Source organism: Chryseobacterium sp. DZ-32, from assembly GCF_059587025.1.
The window spans coordinates 41,870-61,471 of record NZ_JCAIOM010000011.1 but is presented as its reverse complement, the minus strand read 5'-3'; the positions used below and the strand labels follow the sequence as shown (position 1 = coordinate 61,471).

The window sequence follows — 19,602 nt, the reverse complement described above, 5'->3', positions numbered from 1 at the left end:
TAAATCATCATTTTACTTTGTTACAATTCCTGAAAAATATTTTCAAAAAAAATTAAAAGCTGTTACCGGTTTCTTTGGACTTTGCCTTTACAGAAGCAGTTTTAGACTCTGAAGTAAAAGTTATATTTTCTGTGGTTTTGAATAATCTGTCGATTTGCTTCCTGGTGGAAATATCCGGAGCAATGTTGTAAAACTCATTGATCAGATTCAATGAACCAGGTTTTTTGGGATATTGATTGTTGTTGAGAAAATTTTTCAAAGCCAGATTCACTTTATCTTCACCGATTAAGTTACTCAGCTGTACCATTGCGGCAGCTCCTTTGGAATACGAAATATGAGGTACGTCTCCGGTTGCTTTATAAATAGGAACATTTTCAGACAGTCCTTTTTCATTGTCATAGATCTGCTGATGTACGTTGATTCTTTCCATCATTTTTTCTCGGCCATGCATTTTTTTGTAGAGCATCATCTCGGTATACATGGCGAGGGTTTCAGTAAGCATCACAGAACCTTCTCTGTCATCAGGGTCGATCTGGCTGTTGCCCCACCAGAGATGGGAAAGTTCATGGCCTGCCAGCTCATTGATGACATCCTGTTTCTTATCCGCCAGAATATTGGCGTGGAAAACCATATCCTCAGGCATAAAAACAGCAGAAGGATAGGCTGTAGCGGCAAAACCTCTGGTAAAAGAAGAAATCTCCGCAAAATTGATGCTTTTAAAAGGGTACTGCCCGAAATTCTGCAGACAGTAATCTAAAGTAAGCTTTGTATTTTCAAGAAGGTGATTCACATTCTCAAAGTGTTTCTGATGATAAAAGATATTGATGGAAATTCCTTTATAGCTCACGCTTTTGATCTTATATTCAGCAGATGAAACGGCAAACCGGAAAGGAATCTGATCTGCTTTAAACTTGAAATAGTTGCGCCCGGCCTGTGACCATTTTCTGACAAGATCTCCTGTTCCTATGGCTGTTTGTTTCTTTTCGGTGGAAATCATCATCGTAAGATTGATAAAATCCCTTTTTGAAACTTCAGGAGCTTCAGGTTTTTTCAGTTCACCAAGTTTTCCAAGCTTGAATTGGCTGCGTTGTTTTTCATCCTGAATTTCATTATCCTTCTGATATCCAATTGTTGGGTAATACCTGCTGATCCTCATAAAAGATCCGTCTTCAATAATGGCATTGAAAGACTGGTGTCCGTTGACAGCAAACCATTGATAGGAGATTTTAAAATCAAGAGAAGCTGTTTTACCAGGCCGGAGAGGCTTTTGTAATGAAACTTCTGTAACATGCTTATTAATTTTTGAGATTTCAGGACCACACTTTATCACAGCAGATTCCAGTTTTAAATCTTTATTAAAATTGATCAGAACCTTATTGATAGGTTGATTGGTTTGATTTTTAAGGGTATATTTTCCAATGATCTGATAAGCATTTTTCGAAGGATACAGCGCAATTTCTGTAGCAATATTAGTGATATCCGGCTGTGGAAGTTTTTTATACTTTCGATAGTTTTTTTCATATGCTGCCGAGCTTAGAATAGCCTGATCTTCATTTTTTGGGATATAACCTTTCATAAACAATGTTCCGGCAAAAATTCCTGAGATGAGCAGAATGATACTGAAGCCCGATGCGAGTACAGAAACTTTTTTAATTTTTATAATACTGTTGAGCATCCATAAAATACTGATAATTCCCGTTCCGAATAATAGTCTTTGTAGAAAAGCTTTTTCATAAATTCCATAGCCGTTAAACTCACTGTAAGTCCCTTTAAAATCTGAGAATATTCTGAAAAGAGGGTAGGGTATCAATTTCCCCGAAAGCGGACCCGATACTATAAAAACGGCAAGAATGGAAACTCCAAGGGCTATGAATTTATTGGGAATTCTGTCATTTATCAAAAGAATCAATCCGGAAAACAGCATCAATGGGAAAGTATTGAAAAGAAAAACACCGAGATAAGCATTCCAATCAATATGAAAATACTGATAAGGCGCCTGAAAAATAATGCCCTGAATAATTACAATTCCGGTGAAGAAAAACAGCAGAAAACTGATGGAGATAAAATGTCCGGTTAACCGGTTTTTTGATAAATAAGTACTGTTTTCAATCAGATAAAACCCCGAAGACTGGCTTCTCCAATAAATATCATTCAGAAAATAAACAGAAATCAGAAGACCCAGCAGATGAAAATTTTCCGAAATGGTTGCTGCCATAAGTCCGGAACCTGCATATTTCTGCGGAAGGCGGATGCCTTTTTCAATTTCGGCATACATTTCCATTCCCATACAAAATAACAACAGTATGGAAACGGCAGGAACAGCAGCACTTTTAAACAGATAAGTAAGGTCTGTTTTTGCAAAAGATAAGACAGATCGAAATGAGTTCTTCCAACCAAAGTCTGGCTTCACTGTGGAATAATCTGCTTTATTGGTTTCAGAAAATGTAAGAGTATTTCCTAATGTTTTTACTTTCTTTCCTGAGGTATTGGAGAAAGAAAATAATCTGTGCGAAAGCAGAAGAATTCCAACAGGTATAAAAAAGAATAAAATTCTGTTAAACAAAAGATAACCAGAGAAAGGTACCAGTTGAATATTTTTCTGAGGAGCTGTGAGATCACGGGCTTCCATAAAATAAGCGGATAATCCAAAAGGATCTATTAAAGCCGAAAACTGTTGCGTTTCCAGTGACTGGGGAAGACTTCCCGCCATAAAGGGTGAATTGGAAAACAACAGGATAATCATGTAAGAAACATACAGAAGCAGTCCGCCTACTACAACCAGCAGTTTTTTCCTGACAATAAATGCAATGAGAAAAAGAAAACTGCAGACAAACAAACTGTTGATAAAACCGAATATGAATAAGGGATATAGATAATGGACAATGTTAAAACCTTCCTGCATTTCACTTCCCGTCCGCATCATCTGACCTATGATAAATCCTGTCATTAGGAAAGAAAAACTTAAAAACGTCTGTAAAAAATAAGCATAGAATTTCCCTTTCAGGTAAGTGAGTTTTGACAATGGGAATGAAAACAGAATACTGTCAAATTTTGAATCCTGATCTTTAAAAAGCAGCTGCAATGCATAAACCGTAGCGAAAAAAATCACGGCAAGGCTTAGCATTCCGGTCATAAAACCAATGGTGTAGGGAGAGTTTAAATAAATCCCTTCTCCTACTGAAAGATTGAACTGATTGCCAGAAAAGATGCCCATTCCTATTAAAAGTAAGGCCACAAGATAGGTGAGCCAGTGCTTGGAAGAGCGTCCGGCTTCAAATAAGAATATCGCGTTCATGATTAAGGTTTTTGGGTGAGTGTATGGAAGTAAACGTGCTCCAGCAAAGGGGTTACAGGGCTGAAATCTTTCGGAGATTCTTCAGAAAATACAGTGATGTGGAGTTCTCTTTCCAGAAGCTGCCTGCTGATAATTTCATAACTGGAATAATAGGTTTCCAGTTCATTTTTGTCAATGGGTTTTGACCAGATTCTGTTGTCCAGCTCAGCAATCAATGTGCCCGGATTTCCTTTTCGAAGGATTTGCCCATGATTCATCACTGCCATTTCTGAGCAAAGGTTTCTGACATCTTCAACGAGATGCGTAGACAGAATAACGATAACATCCTGGCTGATATCATTGAGCAGTGTATTGAAGCGGTTGCGTTCCTCAGGATCCAGCCCTGCCGTTGGTTCATCTACAATAATGATTTTCGGATCTCCCAGTAATGCCTGGGCAACACCAAAACGCTGTTTCATTCCGCCAGAAAAGGTATGAACTTCTTTTTTCGCAAAATCAGAAAGGTTGACTTTTTCCAGCAAGCTCAGAATTTGTTTTTTACGTTTGCTTTTTTCGGTAATCCCTTTCAGTACGGCAATATGTTCCAATAGATCGTACGCGGAAACTTTCGGGTATACTCCGAAATCCTGAGGCAGAAATCCAAGATTTTGTTTAACATAATCAGGATTTTTGATGATGTCCACTTTATTGAAAAGTATTGTTCCGGAGGTCGGTTTCTGAAGTCCGACAATGGTTTTCATTAAAGAAGATTTTCCGGCTCCGTTCGGACCAAGAAGCCCGAACATACCGTTTTTGATGTTGAGTGAAATGTCTTTAATAGCCTGAAATCCATTTTTATAGGTAAGGCTAAGGTTGTTGATGGTTAATGTGTTCATAACGTTGTGTTTGGGGAATGGAAGGACAGGCGGCCTTTTGGCAGCTGGTTTAGAAGTTAATGGCTGGAAGCTAGAGGCAGGAGGCTAGAAGCTAGAGGTTAGAAGTTAGAAGAGAATTTTTTACACTCCCATTCTAAAACACTTCAAATCAGACCCCGAAGCTCGCAACCCGAATCCCGTCTACTCTTTAAATTCAAGAATATCTCCCGGCTGGCATTCCAGGATTTTACAGATGGCTTCCAAAGTATCGAAGCGGACACCTTTGGCTTTACCGGTTTTCAGGATAGAGAGGTTTACGGGTGTGATACCCAGTTTTTCTGCCAATTCTTTACTCTGCATTTTTCGTTTGGCAAGCATCACATCTAAGTTGACTATAATTGGCATTTTAAATAAATAGGTCTTGTTCGTTTTGCAAATGTAGTCCTTGCTTAAAGATATTCGCAAGAAACAGACAGAAAATTCCAAGCATAAAGTGAATAAACACCAGTCCCCATATGATACTTTCTACTTCCACAAAGAAACTCACGATAATAACCAGAGGAAGCGGAATGAAAATATTGTACAGGTAAAATCTCTTAAGCTGAATGATATTTTCCTGAGTAAACAGTTTTTGTTGGAAAAACACTTTGAAAACCCCGGCAGATAACCAGAAAAAGATTCCATAAGTGATAAGCACCAACATAAAGGAAAAGATCATATAAGGATAATTGTTTTCGATATTCAGAAACGGTTGTTCTGTAAACGGATAATTGATGTGAAGGAACTGGCCTTCTTTATAAGGCGTGACCGCAAATCCGCTCATCAGACAGAATAAGGAATACCCAAAAGTGACTAAATATCCGGCCGAAAGTAAGGCGCAGATATAAAATAAAATTCTTGCAATAATTTTGGTCTGGTTCATGGTATGAATGGTAATTACTATTGCAAATGTATAATTAATTATCGTAAAACAATAATTTATTTAAATAAAATTTTAATTTTTAAATTTTGAATTCATCAATAATACTAAAAAAATAAGGTGTTAATCACAGTTTTTTATTAATTTTAATAAGAGAAAAGTTGATCAAACTTATCCTTTAAGTAATACTCAAGAAATGATTATAAGGTTTTCTTATTGATACCCTTCGACAGGCTCAGGGTGACAACTGGAATACCAACGACAATTTTTAAGCACTGTCAGGCTGAGCCTGTCGAAGCCATTATTATTAAAAAGGATAGATCAAAAAAAAAGAAATCATGGCTTACAGTATTGAACTTGCAGACCGTGTACGTGAACGGCTTTCAATGGAAAATAATATAGAGGTTGAGGAAAAGAAAATGTTCAGCGGACTGTCTTTTCTGGTGAACGGAAAGATGTGCATCAACATCAGTCATGATAATCTGATGTGCCGTTATGACCCGGAGTTGGAAGATGAGGTTTCGGAGAAGAAAGGTTTTCTCCCAATGATCATGAAAGGGAAACAGTTAAATGGCTATTGCTATGTAGAACCCATAGGTTTTAAAAAAGCAGACGATTTTGAGTATTGGATTAAAATATGTTTGGATTATAATCCCATGGCAAAGGCGTCTAAAAAGTGAGTTTTTGGGTTTGAGTGTTTGAGAGTGGGAGTGATGGAATTCACCAATCCCACTATTCATCACTCATCATTTATCATTTATCGTTTATCATTCATGATTATACAGTTTTTCTCTGATCTGAACTAAGATTTTTGTGGTTTTTTCCAGATCCGGAGCGTCGGGTAGAGTGGAAGTGGAATAATGATTTTCTATTGATTGTATCAAGCTTTCTGCCTTTTCCATCACACTTTCATAAGACTGGTTTCCTGCTTTGATATCTAAGAGTTCATCACGGTTTTCTACACGGATTTTCAGTGAATTGGTCTTAAAAATCTGTTCGCAGGACTGAAGCAGGCGGATGGTGTGCATCATATTCTTGCTGTCGTAATTATGCCCGTGAGTCTGATTGACATTGTAACGGTCTTCATTACGCTCAGTAACCCATTTCCAATATTCCCTGTAATCTTTGCAGTACACAGAATACGCATCCAGATTGCAAAACAGGTATGCAACCGGTTTTTCATCTTTAGGAACAGAGGATAGAGAAACCTGATTAGCTTCTTCATTCTGAATAACTCCTTTATATCCCAATGTTCCCGATTCATCATAAAATAAAGCATACATTCCCTTGGTATGATCAATACTTATCAATCCGCATTTTTCCTGTGAGAGACCATTCTCATCCAGCCATTTTTTCAAGGGTACAGAACCTTGTCCTTCCAAAATAAAGCAGAAATCCAGGATTGATTTTCTTTCTTTATCAATCGGATTTACAATCTTTTTATTGAGACCTTTTGCCTTTTTAATCTGGGAAACAGCATACCCTGCAAAAGTGTCTTTGCACAGTTTTGAAAGAAAATCTTCTGTTTTCAATAAATCCATCAGCGGATGTTTATACAGAATACAATCCTCCGGACTGGCCAGAATTTCCAGAATATTAGGATTGTTTTTCTGAAGCAGTTCTACAAATCTTCCGATTTCATAATACGTAAGATCATTCGTTTCATTGGAAATCTGCGGAATATAGTTCAGGCCAAAGAAATCTTCCTTCGGCAGATAATATACCCCGCGGATATCCGTATCAGAATTCTCCGTCGCCAACCCGAAAGCTCTGCTTCCGGAAATGGCTTCGAAGAGGAGGAGGTTTTTGTTTTTTAGGTCTTGGATGGTCATATTAGTTAATTAAATTAATTTGTTTGATTCTAGCTTTTTAATTAAAAAACTACGTTCTTTTTCTGAAATACTATCAAAAATGATCGTGTAGCCTTCAGGGTATAATTTGGCGTGAACAAGATTCGAAATATTTTTCCAAAGAGAATGATAACGGTCCGAACATTCAGTAATGAAATCATAATCTGGAAGACCTTTTGAAATTAAACTGATATTCTTAGTATAATATCCTATGGCTGGAAGGTGTTTGTAATCTTGATACTCCTCAAAAAAAGCTTGTTGCTCTATAAAAGTTTCAAAAAATTCAAAATAAAAGATATAATCATTGCTGGCATTATTTTTTATAGCAATTCTTCCATCTTCCGAAATACAAAGTCCATCGCAGATAGGGAACAGAACTTGCTCTTCACATAGAAAGGTTTTGATTGTCTTATGTTCTTTTACATTAGCAGGATTGAAAATATGAATGATATTATCATTTATGATAAGGCCAGAATACATTTCTTGAAACCTAAGGATCTCAGAGTAATTTTTGATGGAATATAAGGATAAGTAATTTTCTATCTCCTTTTTATCAATGTAAAACTCCTCTTTTCGTTTTTTTCGTTTTAAAAAACTAAGAGCTCTTTCAGATAGTTGTTTCATAACTTATTATAATTGTAACATCTCCCTAAAAAACCTCTCCATCTCACTTTTATCCGCCTTTCCTCCTGATAAACCTTTCGATTTCTCTTCATTTTCAGCGATTGTTTTCTCCAGAAAATCAAACAGTTCCCAATCGTTCGGATGGTAGTAGGATTCTCCTTTGGTGGCTTTTAAGGTGACAAGATCTTCTATTTTTCTTTTGGTATCATCATCTGTTAAAACAAGCAGGTCACTGAACAGTACAGGAGGAACCGTTCCTTTTTCTATGATCCATTTTCCTGTTAATGTGGTTCGTAAACAATAAAAATAGCTTTTTAATTTTACTTCATCATGTCTGCAGGCTTCCAGATATTTCTTGCTCATGCTCAGATAATGATAAGAAACCGCAACCGGAGAAAAGCAGGCAGCAGCCAAAGGTTTGAACAGTTCTACAAACTTTTCATCTGATTTATACACGATAGGAGAATAAAACCAGCTCAGCAAAGCCGCGTTTGACTTTAACAACAGATGAAACGTCTTTCGCAGATCCCAACCGGAACCATCCAGATCATCTTCCGTCATAAATTCTATGGTTTCATCCTTATCCCATGGAGAAAGATACCAGTCTTTTTCGTGACGGTATATAAATCGTATATCAAAATCACTGTCAGGAGACGCAAAACCCCAGGCTCTGCTCCCTGATTCTACAGCAAGAAGGACTTCCACACCCCGTGCTGCTTCTATTTCTTTTATTTTTTCAAGTATTTTCGGTGTCATTGGTATTGATTGATGGTGCAAAGTAAAGGGTGAAGTGCGCAATGTACTCGCGTAGCTGTTTTAAGTTTCGAGGTGCGGGTTTCGTGGGGATGGAGTTTAGGGTTTGAGTGTGGGAGAGTTTGAGAGTTTGAGAGTTGCGGGGTTCGGTTTGTGAGTAAGTGAATATTGGAGGCTAAAATTTTTCTGACTTTTGAAAATTGGGCGTTAAAAAAATAAACTGTGTGAACGTTAAGAAAATTCTCCTGTCTGAGTGCGACGAATATATTGATACAAAAAAGTAATAATGAATTCGCACGAGTTTAGAATTTTTAGAGAACACATTTTATTTTTAGCTCAATTTTCAAGGTCTTGACCTTTTGTTTCTTTTGTGTCAAGACAAAAGAAAAAGACTCATTGAATTTTACTAATATTGCACTTTTCCATTTAACGTAACTATAAACATCCATGTTATCATCAGAATTACAGCATAAAATTGATTTTAAAACAAAACCGTTAGGCGCATTAGGACATCTTGAACATATTGCCCACAAAATCGGAATGGTTCAGAAAACCACTTCTCCGCAGTTGCTCAACCCTCATATGGTAGTTTTTGCGGCCGATCATGGGATTGCTGCTGCAGGCGTAAGTGCTTATCCACAGGAGGTCACCTATCAGATGGTGATGAACTTCCTTGGCGGAGGTGCTGCCATTAATGTTTTTTGCAGACAGAATGGTATCAACATTAAAATTGTAGATGCAGGAGTGAATTTTGATTTCCCGGAAGGGCTGAATCTCATTGATAAAAAAGTCAGAAAATCCAGCCGTAATATTCTGGAAGAACCTGCCATGACTTTCGAAGAATATCAGCAGGCACTTAAAAATGGAAAGTCTGTGGTGAATGATATTGCTAAAAAAGGCTGCAATATCATTGGCTTTGGAGAAATGGGAATCGGGAATACTTCCGCCTCTTCTTTGATGATGAGCAAGCTCTTTGATATTCCTATTATCCATTGTATCGGACGTGGAACGGGACTGAATGATCATCAGCTTGACAATAAGATCAGTATTTTAAAAGAAGCTGTTGAAAAATATCCTTCTGAAATGTCTGAGGATGAGATTGCCCAGACCTTTGGCGGATTGGAAATAGCCCAGATGATTGGAGCCATAGAAGAAGCTTATCATCACAATATGCTGATCATGGTGGATGGTTTTATCGCAACAGTTGCGGTAGCCACGGTCTGGAAAAAGAATCCTGAAGTATTGAATAACTGTATCTTCTGCCATGTAAGCAATGAAAATGCCCATCCTCAGCTGTTGGGACTGATGAGAGAGCAGGCTATTCTCAATCTGAATCTGCGTCTCGGAGAGGGAACAGGCTGTGCATTGGCTTATCCGATTATTCAAAGTGCCGTTAATTTTCTGAATGAAATGTCAAGTTTCGAAGATGCAGATGTATCAAATAAAAACTAAATGAAAGCTATAAAAAATGAACTGATTTACTTTGCAACGGCACTCATGTTTTTCACTAGAATTCCGGTTCCGTTTACCATTCCGTACTCCAGCGAGATTATGAATAAATCTCAGAAATATTTTGCCTGGGTAGGTTTGATTGTAGGGTTCATCAACGCTTTGGTTCTTTATCTTTCTACACTGCTTTTTAATCTTGAAATCGGGATTGTTTTAATGATGATTTCCAATGTTTTGCTGACCGGAGCTTTTCATGAAGATGGCTTCACAGACATGTGCGACAGTTTCGGAGGCGGATATGGAAAGGAAAAAATCCTGACGATTATGAAAGACAGCCGGGTAGGAGCATATGGAACGATAGGGATCATTTTGCTTTTTGCTTTAAAATTTTATAGTATTCAAACCTTAGGAATGAGTAATCCGGTGGGCGTTTTACTCATTGTTATTTTAGGGCATACGGTAAGCCGTTTTATTGCAGGAACGATGATCTATACCCACGAGTATGTTACCGATATTGATGTAAGCAAATCAAAGCCTTTAGCCAATAAACCATTGGATGGAATGGCTTTGCTGGTAAGCTTCATCAGTGTTTTAGCCACTTTTGCCCTGTTTCCGGACTGGCGTTTGATTTTTGCTTTTGCGCTCGCTTATTTAGGAAAAATATATATGGGCTGGTATTTTAAAAAACATATCGGAGGGTATACAGGTGATTGTCTGGGATCGGTACAGCAGGTTTGTGAAGTTTTATTTTATTTAGGAACAATTATCGTATGGAAATTCATCTGATCCGTCATACTGCTGTGGACAATCCTGAAAACCTGTGTTATGGTTTTGCTGAAATGTCTTTACGGAAAGAGTGTATCGAAGATTTTAAATCGTTGGATATTGATGGTCATTATGATGTAATTGTTTCAAGTCCTTCTGAGCGATGCCGTTTTTTGGCTGGTTATTTTAAATTTGAATACCAAACAGATGAAAGACTTCGCGAAATGAATTTCGGGAACTGGGAATTAAAAAAATGGACGGATATTCCAGAAGAAGAAATCAATCCGTGGTACAAAGATTTTGTTAGTGTAAAAGCATCAAACGGTGAAAGTCTTCTGGAAATGCAAAACCGCGTTCTCAGCTTCTGGAATGAATTCATTCAAAGAAAAGATCTGGAAAAAGCACTTATAATTACGCATGCCGGAGTTATTCGTCTGATCCTTCAGGTGGTGCTTCAGTTTCCACTGGAGAATATGTTTACTATTCAGATTGATTATGGAAGGAAAGTGATCATTCATGTGAATGAAGGAGTTTTTTCTGTTAAAAAGTTGAATGTATAATTACCATAAAGGCTTGTATTCAATAGGAACGGACTTTAGTCCGTTTGTTAAAGATTAGTTTGTAGGCCGGATTCCTGTAAAAAACATACACAGAAATAGAACAATCCCGACCATTCTCCCAACTGAAGACGTGAAAATTCCCCTCCCTCGGAGGGGTGGCGAAAATTCAAAGAATTTTTGACGGGGTGGTTCTCAACGTTTACCCAACCAAACCGCCACAAAAAAACGCCACCCGATACCATCAGATGACGTCATGGAATTTATTTAAAAATTCTGATAAAACTATCTTTTTCCAGGCTTTCCAGTGAGAAATCAAAATCAGCTTCCGCTTTTTCTGTGGTAATCTCACCTCCAAGCTCTTTGATAAGCTCATTGAAAGACATCGCTTCATACCATTGCTGGTATAATGCACTTGTTGCCATTGCAGAAATCTGGCTATTTCCTGAAACATGCGAATGTCCGGCTCCGAAATTCAACAGTACGAAACATTGCTTTTCATTCTTCGCTACAAGCATTCCCAGAACCATTTGCTTCTGAACAGAATTACATCTGGCTTCAGCAAAGAGGTGATTAGGATTCATCATATAATCGTAGGAAATATCATCTCCTTTTCCGATCACAATTTTATATCCACAGTTGGCGTCTCCACTGAAAACGTTGTTCATAACAAGGGTTGGTTCACAAAGGCCTTTATTGGCATAAAGATATTCAACCGCACCGTTAGGCGCAGATGTCATATCTCCTGAGTACATCAATTGCCCGTTACCATGGTTATAAGCGGCATTCCAACCTATTTTTCCTGCGATGTTCAATCCGGAAAGATCAAGGTCATTGGCACCCCACTGATCTTCCCAATAAATACCTACAGCCAGTCTATCCGCATAAAAACGGGTTCCGGTAGGAATATTTCCAACAAACATCTTTTCAGAAGTTGGCAATGCAAATTCTACATTCTCAGGAAAATAGAATTTCTTTCCGGATAGGTTTTCATACTTCAGTTTCAAAAAGTCCAGAATGAAATCATAATTGAACTGATTCACGTAAGTTTCCTTACCTTTTTTAGTCCATGATTTTCCGTTTCGGATTCTGTAAACAAAGGTATCCTGACCGTACATTCTGGAGTAACATGCTGACAATGCTTTGAATAATGCAAACGGTGTCGCATTTTCCAGCCAGTGCCAATCGCTGTTTTCCAGTAATGTATTGGTAGCATCGTTCAGTGGGTTTGAAACCAATGGTTTATGATGAACCTTAGATAACTTTGATATTTTATTGATCGCTTTGGGTGCTCTGTTTTTATAAGCCAGAAATAACGGTTTAAATCTGTTGAAGATTTCCGCCATTTTTTCCATTCCAAAGCTTTCAAACAGATATGTCGGATTGAAATTACTCTGCTTGATTAAATTAATCAAATCATCATTTTTGATTAAAAGCGTAGTGCTCGTCGTTTTATAAATGACATAACGCAAGAATTCAACAGGATTTTCAGGGTAAATATCATAAAGATCAGCTATTTTTATAATGGCTTCTTTATTCCTGATGTTTTCTTTTCCTGTAAAATCATATTCCAGCTCCGTATGTAAAATAGAAAGCAAATCATCAATGGTTTCTTCTTTTAAAGCAATTCCTGATCTTAAAAGAGCAAGACATTTTTCCTGCATTTCTTCCACAGAATAGGCTTTGATTACTTTAAAAACCAGCTTCATATCAGGAACATTCAATATTTCATTGGGAATATAGATTTCGCTTTGGAAATCGCTTCCATAGGTTGAAATATAATGAGTGATCTGTTCAAAAAATAAATCAATTCTGGAAGTGTTCTTTATTTTCTCCCAGGATTTATGAAAGGTTTTATTCAAATCATTACCATTCAGTTTTTCCTTTGCATAAAAAGAGATGATCTCATTTTTTGCCCATAAAGCATCTGGTTCAATAATAAAACCATCATTGGAAACAAATGGTTTTTCGTCAGATTTTCTGGCCAGTACAGCATTGAATAATTGTAGTGTTTTCATTGTTTTAAGTTTAAAAAATAAGTGAGGAGTAGATTCATTAAAAGTGAAAGGTATAGGAACTCCTTTTACCTATAGTTTATAAAAAGCGGGGAGTATTTTCCAAAAAATATAGGAACTCCGTTTGCCTTGTAATTTGTAAAAAGGCGGAAAGTAAATCTGGAAATATAGGAACTTTCTTTGCCTTGAATTTTTTAGTGCTTTGAAATTTGGTTTATTGTTTTTATTCAACCTAACGGGTTTCTAAAACCCGTTAGGTTTGAACATACTATTAAAATTATGCTTTTCTGAATTTCTTTTTTTTCTTCCACGGAGCATTCTTCTGAACATCTCCGGCCATAATACATCCGTAAGGCATCACTTCATCCAGAACTTCACAAAGTCCGTATTCTTCTATCTGTGCTCTTACATTCTTCGCACTTTTATAAGCGCTTGGAAGTTCAGAAATATCAATCTCATTAGAGTAGAAACGGATATCCAATCCTGCTGTTTCCTCATTGAAGATTTCCTCAGTGGTTTTATGAGCCAATGATCTTTTATGCTGGCTTCTGCTGAAATTTCTTCCTGCTCCGTGCGGTGCAAAACCTAAGTTTCTTTCATTCGTTTTTCCCTGAACAATCAATACTGGTTCGGCCATATTCAAGGGAATTAGTCTTGGTCCTGTAATATCAGGCATGAACTTATCATCCAGCGGAGTAGCTCCTTTTGCATGATAGAACAGGTCTCCATCTCTGAAAACGAAGTTATGCTCATTCCAATATCTGTTTTCCTTCTCGATTTCCAGCTTGTTCAGCACTGCATCATGAAGGGAAGTATGGTTTTCTTTGGTCCATTGTCTTATTAATTGCAGTGCTTCCCAATACGATTTACCTTCATCTGTATTATAAGGAATCCAGGCATTTTCTCTTAATGTTTCAGGGGAGATTTCCTGTCTGAAACGGTTGGCGGTCTTCATTCCTTTATCATATAAGGCAGCACCCGGAGCTCTTGATCCGTGATGGGTTACCATCATTGTGTTTCCAGTATTTTTGGAAATTCCAACGAAAAGGAAATGGTTTCCGTCTCCCTGGGTTCCCATATGGGAACGGGCGATACTGATCAGTTTCTCATCATTTAAGAACTCATTTTCTCTGAAAGCATCCATCAGTTCCTGGGACATCGACATCTGTTCACCTCTTGGCCTTCCTCCATATCCGAAGTGGGTTACAGAGTGTGCTGCATCCAGGACATCTTTAGGATTTGTCTTTCCAAAATCCGTCAGCATCACTGAACAACAGATATCGGCGCTATGGAATCCCGGGTGAATGGCATTTTGAGCCACGACCACTCCTCCCACCGGAATCTGGCCTTCAGGACCTGTAGGGCAGGCGTCCGGCATTAAAGCTCCGCCAACCAGAGTAGGGGTTTTCATCAGAACCTCCATGGTTTTGATTACTTTGTCCACATTATCATTTTCACTTTCGTGCTCTGCACGTATATTGATTATAAAATCTTTAGCTGTTTTATGAAGCGGAATAAGATCTGGCTGTTTGAACTGTACCAGATATTCTGCGATCTGATGTTCATCCAATTTATTCTCGTTGATATAGGTAATGGCATCCTTAAACCATTTTGCCGGTCTATATCCTAATTCGATTAAATGATTTCCATTAAATTCCATATTGTTTCATTTTGATGATGCAAAGTAATATCATTATTGCGCAATAGTTTTGCGTAGATAAAGAAATTTTAATTATTTTTACAAAAATTTATTAAAAAGACGAAAAAAGGCCTCCGGCAGATTCGTAAAATTGTATATTATTAAAAAAAAAAAGGCTCATGGTATTATTAGAACAATTAAAACATTTTCCGGAAACGATCCAGTTTAATGATGTGATAGCTCATATTGATGAACATTATGAATTTACTCCTACTGCCTTTCAAAACGGAGATACAACCAATCAGGCCGGACAGAACAACGGTTCTTGCAAGGTCTTCAGTTTTGCAAGCATTAAGGATCTGACAAAAGAACAAACCCTTTGGCTGTTTGGTGAGTTTTACAGAGAGGATGTGCTGAAAAATCCTGAAGGAACTGATCATCAGAATATCCGGAACTTTATGAAATTCGGCTGGGAAGGGATTACTTTTGACGAAAATGCTTTGAGAGAGAAATAATTTTCAGGAAAAGAGCAGAAATAAAAGCAGATTGCTATTAAAAGAAACACCCAATCATTAAACACTAAGGTATGTCATCCAATAAAAATGCTCTGATCAGGTATAAAACATTAGATAAATGTCTTAAAAATAAATACAGGAAATACACGCTGGAAGATCTCATTGATGAATGTTCGGAAGCATTGTTTGAATTTGAGGGAAAAGAATCTTATGTAAGTAAGAGGACTGTTCAGCTCGATCTTCAGAATATGCGGAGTGAAAAATTCGGGTATGAAGCTCCTATTGAAGTTTATGAAAGAAAATACTACCGTTACAGTGATCCGGAATACAGCATTCATAATATTTCTGTGAATGAAAGTGATCTGAAGGCAATGAACAATGCAGTTCAGATTTTAAAACAATTTAAAGACTTTTCTATGTTCAAAGAAATGAATGGGGTTATTCAGAAACTGGAAGATTCTATTCATGCCACCAGCCAGAAATCTATTATTCATCTGGATAAAAATGAACAGTTAAAAGGATTGGAACATATTGATATTCTGTATGAAAGTATTGCTAATAAAAAAGTACTGAAGATCCTTTACAAAAGCTTTACGGCAAGGGAATCCAATATTTTTACAGTACATCCGCAGCTGCTGAAGGAATTCAACAACCGCTGGTTTCTGATCTGTCTTTACAAACAGAAAATGTACAATCTGGCACTGGACAGAATGGAAAGTATTGAAACAGATGACAGTATTGTATATATTGACAAGGAGTTGGATGGAGATGAATACTTCAAAGATATTGTTGGGGTTACTGTTTCAGAATCAATGGATCCCAGGAATGTAGTCTTTTGGGTAGATTCGGGAAATGCCCCTTATGTGAAGACAAAACCGCTGCATAAAAGTCAGGAGATCATAAAGGAAGATCATGACGGAACTCTTTTTAAAATATGTGTTCAGATCAATTATGAACTGGAAAGATTGCTCCTTGGGTTTGGAGACTCCCTGATTGTACACAAGCCTAAAAAACTACGGCTGAAGATGGAGGAAAAATTCAATGCAGGATGTAAAAACTATCAGAGTCTGGTTGTTCCTGAGGAAAACTAACTTGTTTTAATGTACGATTAATAAAGCGTTATTGCAGATAATTTATTTTGATATTTTATCTTGGCTTGGAAATTGTATTATTACCTTAACAATACCAAATTAATTATGAAATCAAGAATATTTAAAGCATTAATTGCAATCATAGCACCGCTGGCGATAGAGTATATCGTTAAAAAAATATCTGAGAAAATAGATAAAAAACAGGAAGAGAAAGAGAACGAAAAAAAGCAGATTACGGCTTAAACGTAAAAGTAGTTTACATTTAAAATTATTGAAAAGAGACTGTCATAACAAGGTACAGTCTCTTTTTTGTTGTTAATGGATCTTTTTAATGAGTGCTGAAAACCACCCCGTCAAAAATTTTTTGAATTTTCGCTACCCGTCCGATGAAGTGGAATTCTCGCGTTTTCAGCTGAGGTAAGGGGCAGGATTGTGCTTTTGGGAAAAGAAGGCTGGATTCCTACGGAATGACAAGCTGTGTGGATAGATCACCATTCCAATTGTGTCATTCCGTAGGAATCTCGGTTTCCCTACACAAAGTCATAGATCCCGTCTTTCCATCCCAATACTTTGGAAGAGTCTGCTTTAAGCCAGTTTTTCAGGATTGTTGCATATACTTTTCTGAAATCTTCCTTGTAAATAAGATCGCCATCATTCAGATTCTGCAGATCAGGAAGTGCATTTAACAGTCCTTTTTTCTTAAGGTTTCCGCTGATAAAAAACATCTGGTTAGCGGTCCCGTGATCGGTTCCGTTGCTGGCATTCTGTGCCACACGACGGCCAAACTCTGAAAATGTCATTAACAGGATATTTTTAAAAAGACCATTACTTTTCATATCAGCAACAAACGATTTTACCGCTTCATTAATATCATTGAATAACTTTTTCTGCCGGTCATTCTGGTTGACGTGCGTATCGAAACTTCCGATCGAAAGATAGTATACCCGGGTATTAATGTCAGATTTTATTAAAGAAGCTACCGTTTTGAAGTCTTTTCCCAGCTGAGAACTGGGATAGATTTGCTCTGTCTTTCTGGCTTTGCTCTTCTCAAAAATATAATCAGCATTATTAATGGTAGAACCCAAAGTCTGATAAAGGTAAGATACCGTTTCATCGTCGTGATGGTGGTCATAAAGAGATTTGAAATATTTCTCCTGGCTGGTCTGATACAGTCTTTTGGGATCTTTAAAGGCAAAAGCTTTGTTATTTTCACCTTTTAGGGCCAGACTAAGCATATCATCTACTTCCAGTGCCTGCGTAGGATGATCACAGCGATAACATTCTTCGTCCAGAAAACGTCCCAGCCAGCCTGTTTCCAGAAACTGATCACTTCTGCTTGCCGACTGCCAGATATCCATGCTTCGGAAATGCGACTTATCCGGGTTGGGATAGCCTACATTATTCATCACAGAAAGCTCTCCGTTATCAAAAAGTTCTTTGAAATAGGAGAGAGAAGGATTAATCCCTGCTTCATCCGTAAGTGGTATTGAATCCTGTATGGCCAATGTTTTTCTTTCCCTGAAATAAATATCATTTTTTGCCGGAATGATTGTATTCAAACCATCATTTCCACCCGTAAACTGAAGAACGACCAGAATATTCTGACTGGGATTCAACGCTTCATCCAGCGTCATCGCTTTTAAGAAATTAGGCATCAGCATAGAAGCAGTAGCCAGTGAGCTTATTTTGAGGAATTCTCTTCTTTTGATTAACATAATTTTGTTTTTAGGTTTTTAAGGTGGCAGATGAAAGGTTGCAGGTAACAGGTTGTACGTTATAGGGCTGGGCTGCATTATATTTTTATAGCAGCAGAAAATAAATCAGGGGTAGCCAAGTTATTCTGCGACAGCTATTACCTGCTACCTGCAACCTAAAACCTCCTACCTAACATAACTGATATTCCGGAGTAGACATCAGGTTGATGACATTCATTTTAATACTCTTGTCAGAAAAATTCCTTACAGAATTCATATCCAGAGTTTGAGTATTCTGCAAAAGATAATCTTCACAATTTTTACTGGCGAAAATCTTTTCAATACGCTCCCAGTCGATGGTGATATTGGGATTTTTAAAACTTTTGTTTAAAGCTGTTTCCCGGGATTTCATTCCCATATCGATATCATCATCCTGGCGGGGACTGTATTCCAAAGGGCGGAGTCCGGACCAGATCTGCGGAATCTGAAGCCTCAGCATTAAAGTAGAGCTGTCAATCCATGCCTTTCCATTCGGCCATCCCGCTACATTGGGCGGGTAAAGCAGCATTTGCCCCAGTAATTTCTGATACACGATGAGGTTTTCAGGGTTCTGAATATGCATTGGAAGGATTCGCATCATACCTGCCATCAGTTCTATAGGTGATTTTATTCTGTTTCCGATATTTTTCTGATCATAAAACCAGGTGCTTAAAAAGATCTCAGTCATCAGCTTTTTAATGTCATATCCTGAATGGTAGAAGTTTGTACTGAGTGTATTGACGATATCCTGATCCACTTTTTCATTCACAAAAAACTTATAGATCTTTGTGGTAATAAACTGAGCCGTTGTCTTTTGTTCCAGAATAATATTGAGAACATCATTTCCGTCAAAGTTGCCTGTTTTTCCCAGGAAAGTTTTGCTGCCTTCATCATGGAGATTTTTTCTTTCTTTAAAATTCCCTTCTTTATCATAACTCCATCCTGTAAAAGCTCTTGCTCCTTCTCTTACTTCCTTTTCAGTGTAATTTCCTCTTCCCATGGTAAACAGTTCCATCACTTCACGGGCAAAATTCTCATTAGGATGGTCTTTTTTATTCTGTTGGTTATTCAGAAAATTCAACATGGCAGGCGACTGGCTTACTTCAAAAAGCAGATCTCTGAAATTGCCCAGTGCATTTTTTCTTATCGTATTTAAAAGCTGTTTGTTGAACCTTGGATTTTGTACTCTTGATGCAAAATGCCCATGCCAGAAAAAGGCCATCTTTTCCCTCATCTGCTCCTTGTTGTTAACGATAGCGTTCAGGAAGTTCAGATTAAGTTCATTATTTTGTTCCCTGTTGATCCGCTGCATTTCTTTTTTCTTTTCCGCAGGAGCTGTACTGTTCATATAATCTGCTGCCGAAACCGGATCAGGAGTATCATAGGTGATCTCGCTGAAACTTTCTTCTTTAAATAATTCATTCATCAGTGTTTTAATGTTTTTATTTTTCAAACCATCAATTTGATGAATACCAACACCAAAACCTGCCCGCCAGAGAAGATGCTTGTTTTTTACTAATGAATCTGCCATCATGGAGAATTT

The 19,602-nt window shown here is 37.5% G+C and carries 18 protein-coding genes; 7 read left to right on the top strand and 11 right to left on the bottom strand.

Going from position 1 to position 19,602, the window contains the following annotated elements; translation table 11 throughout:
• Positions 1-52: 52 nt before the first annotated feature.
• The 4 genes from AC59HC_RS13725 to AC59HC_RS13710 all read right to left on the bottom strand — a co-directional run bounded on the left by AC59HC_RS13725 (position 53) and on the right by AC59HC_RS13710 (position 5,071).
• A complete protein-coding gene (locus tag AC59HC_RS13725) occupies positions 53-3,295 on the bottom strand; it encodes an ABC transporter permease/M1 family aminopeptidase (protein WP_496558824.1) in 3,243 nt (1,080 codons plus the stop codon).
• A 2-nt stretch (positions 3,296-3,297) separates the two neighbouring features.
• On the bottom strand, positions 3,298-4,170 hold the full coding sequence (locus tag AC59HC_RS13720) for an ABC transporter ATP-binding protein (protein WP_496558823.1): 873 nt from the start codon (positions 4,168-4,170) through the stop codon (positions 3,298-3,300).
• Positions 4,171-4,350: 180 nt separating this feature from the next.
• On the bottom strand, positions 4,351-4,554 hold the full coding sequence (locus tag AC59HC_RS13715) for a helix-turn-helix domain-containing protein (RefSeq protein WP_002980904.1): 204 nt from the start codon (positions 4,552-4,554) through the stop codon (positions 4,351-4,353).
• A 1-nt stretch (position 4,555) separates the two neighbouring features.
• Entirely contained in the window at positions 4,556-5,071 is a 516-nt protein-coding gene (locus AC59HC_RS13710; RefSeq protein WP_496558822.1) for a DUF2975 domain-containing protein, read from the bottom strand.
• 335 nt (positions 5,072-5,406) lie between these two features.
• On the opposite strand from AC59HC_RS13710, the gene AC59HC_RS13705 reads away from it, so the two are divergent.
• Complete coding sequence (locus AC59HC_RS13705; protein WP_496558821.1) at positions 5,407-5,748, top strand: TfoX/Sxy family protein; 342 nt, start codon at positions 5,407-5,409, stop codon at positions 5,746-5,748.
• 87 nt (positions 5,749-5,835) lie between these two features.
• Here the strand turns inward: AC59HC_RS13705 and AC59HC_RS13700 are convergent, their stop codons facing one another.
• The 3 genes from AC59HC_RS13700 to AC59HC_RS13690 are packed head-to-tail and all read right to left on the bottom strand — an operon-like array spanning position 5,836 to position 8,298.
• On the bottom strand, positions 5,836-6,900 hold the full coding sequence (locus AC59HC_RS13700) for a nucleotidyltransferase domain-containing protein (RefSeq protein ID WP_496558820.1): 1,065 nt from the start codon (positions 6,898-6,900) through the stop codon (positions 5,836-5,838).
• Positions 6,901-6,909: 9 nt separating this feature from the next.
• Positions 6,910-7,542, bottom strand: a complete 633-nt coding sequence (locus AC59HC_RS13695) for a hypothetical protein (RefSeq protein ID WP_496558819.1) — start codon at positions 7,540-7,542, stop codon at positions 6,910-6,912.
• A 6-nt stretch (positions 7,543-7,548) separates the two neighbouring features.
• A complete protein-coding gene (locus AC59HC_RS13690; RefSeq protein WP_496558818.1) occupies positions 7,549-8,298 on the bottom strand; it encodes a nucleotidyltransferase domain-containing protein in 750 nt (249 codons plus the stop codon).
• Between the two features lie 444 nt (positions 8,299-8,742).
• On the opposite strand from AC59HC_RS13690, the gene cobT reads away from it, so the two are divergent.
• The 3 genes from cobT to AC59HC_RS13675 are packed head-to-tail and all read left to right on the top strand — an operon-like array spanning position 8,743 to position 11,069.
• On the top strand, positions 8,743-9,747 hold the full coding sequence (gene cobT / locus AC59HC_RS13685) for a nicotinate-nucleotide--dimethylbenzimidazole phosphoribosyltransferase (protein ID WP_496558817.1): 1,005 nt from the start codon (positions 8,743-8,745) through the stop codon (positions 9,745-9,747).
• On the top strand, positions 9,748-10,530 hold the full coding sequence (locus AC59HC_RS13680; RefSeq protein WP_496558816.1) for an adenosylcobinamide-GDP ribazoletransferase: 783 nt from the start codon (positions 9,748-9,750) through the stop codon (positions 10,528-10,530). It abuts the gene before it with no gap.
• On the top strand, positions 10,515-11,069 hold the full coding sequence (locus tag AC59HC_RS13675; protein WP_202839602.1) for a histidine phosphatase family protein: 555 nt from the start codon (positions 10,515-10,517) through the stop codon (positions 11,067-11,069). Before AC59HC_RS13680 ends, AC59HC_RS13675 begins: the two co-directional genes overlap by 16 nt.
• 260 nt (positions 11,070-11,329) lie before the next feature.
• On the opposite strand, the gene AC59HC_RS13670 is transcribed toward AC59HC_RS13675, so the two are convergent.
• Entirely contained in the window at positions 11,330-13,084 is a 1,755-nt protein-coding gene (locus AC59HC_RS13670; protein ID WP_496558815.1) for a hypothetical protein, read from the bottom strand.
• 274 nt (positions 13,085-13,358) lie between these two features.
• On the bottom strand, positions 13,359-14,741 hold the full coding sequence (locus tag AC59HC_RS13665) for an RtcB family protein (protein ID WP_202839600.1): 1,383 nt from the start codon (positions 14,739-14,741) through the stop codon (positions 13,359-13,361).
• A 158-nt stretch (positions 14,742-14,899) separates the two neighbouring features.
• On the opposite strand from AC59HC_RS13665, the gene AC59HC_RS13660 reads away from it, so the two are divergent.
• The 3 genes from AC59HC_RS13660 (at position 14,900) to AC59HC_RS13650 (ending at position 16,569) form a co-directional block, all read left to right on the top strand.
• Positions 14,900-15,235 carry a HopJ type III effector protein gene (locus tag AC59HC_RS13660; RefSeq protein WP_202839599.1) on the top strand — a complete coding sequence of 112 codons (336 nt, stop codon included), beginning with the start codon at positions 14,900-14,902 and terminating at the stop codon, positions 15,233-15,235.
• A 71-nt stretch (positions 15,236-15,306) separates the two neighbouring features.
• On the top strand, positions 15,307-16,326 hold the full coding sequence (locus AC59HC_RS13655; RefSeq protein ID WP_395972836.1) for a helix-turn-helix transcriptional regulator: 1,020 nt from the start codon (positions 15,307-15,309) through the stop codon (positions 16,324-16,326).
• 105 nt (positions 16,327-16,431) lie between these two features.
• A complete protein-coding gene (locus AC59HC_RS13650) occupies positions 16,432-16,569 on the top strand; it encodes a hypothetical protein (protein WP_167348772.1) in 138 nt (45 codons plus the stop codon).
• Positions 16,570-16,856: 287 nt separating this feature from the next.
• Here the strand turns inward: AC59HC_RS13650 and AC59HC_RS13645 are convergent, their stop codons facing one another.
• Together AC59HC_RS13645 and AC59HC_RS13640 are read right to left on the bottom strand one after the other, a co-directional pair.
• Positions 16,857-18,041: a DUF1501 domain-containing protein gene (locus AC59HC_RS13645; protein ID WP_429815910.1), complete on the bottom strand. Its 1,185-nt coding sequence runs from the start codon at positions 18,039-18,041 to the stop codon at positions 16,857-16,859.
• A gap of 169 nt (positions 18,042-18,210) precedes the next feature.
• Positions 18,211-19,593, bottom strand: a complete 1,383-nt coding sequence (locus AC59HC_RS13640; protein ID WP_496558814.1) for a DUF1800 domain-containing protein — start codon at positions 19,591-19,593, stop codon at positions 18,211-18,213.
• Between the last annotated feature and the right edge of the window lie 9 nt (positions 19,594-19,602).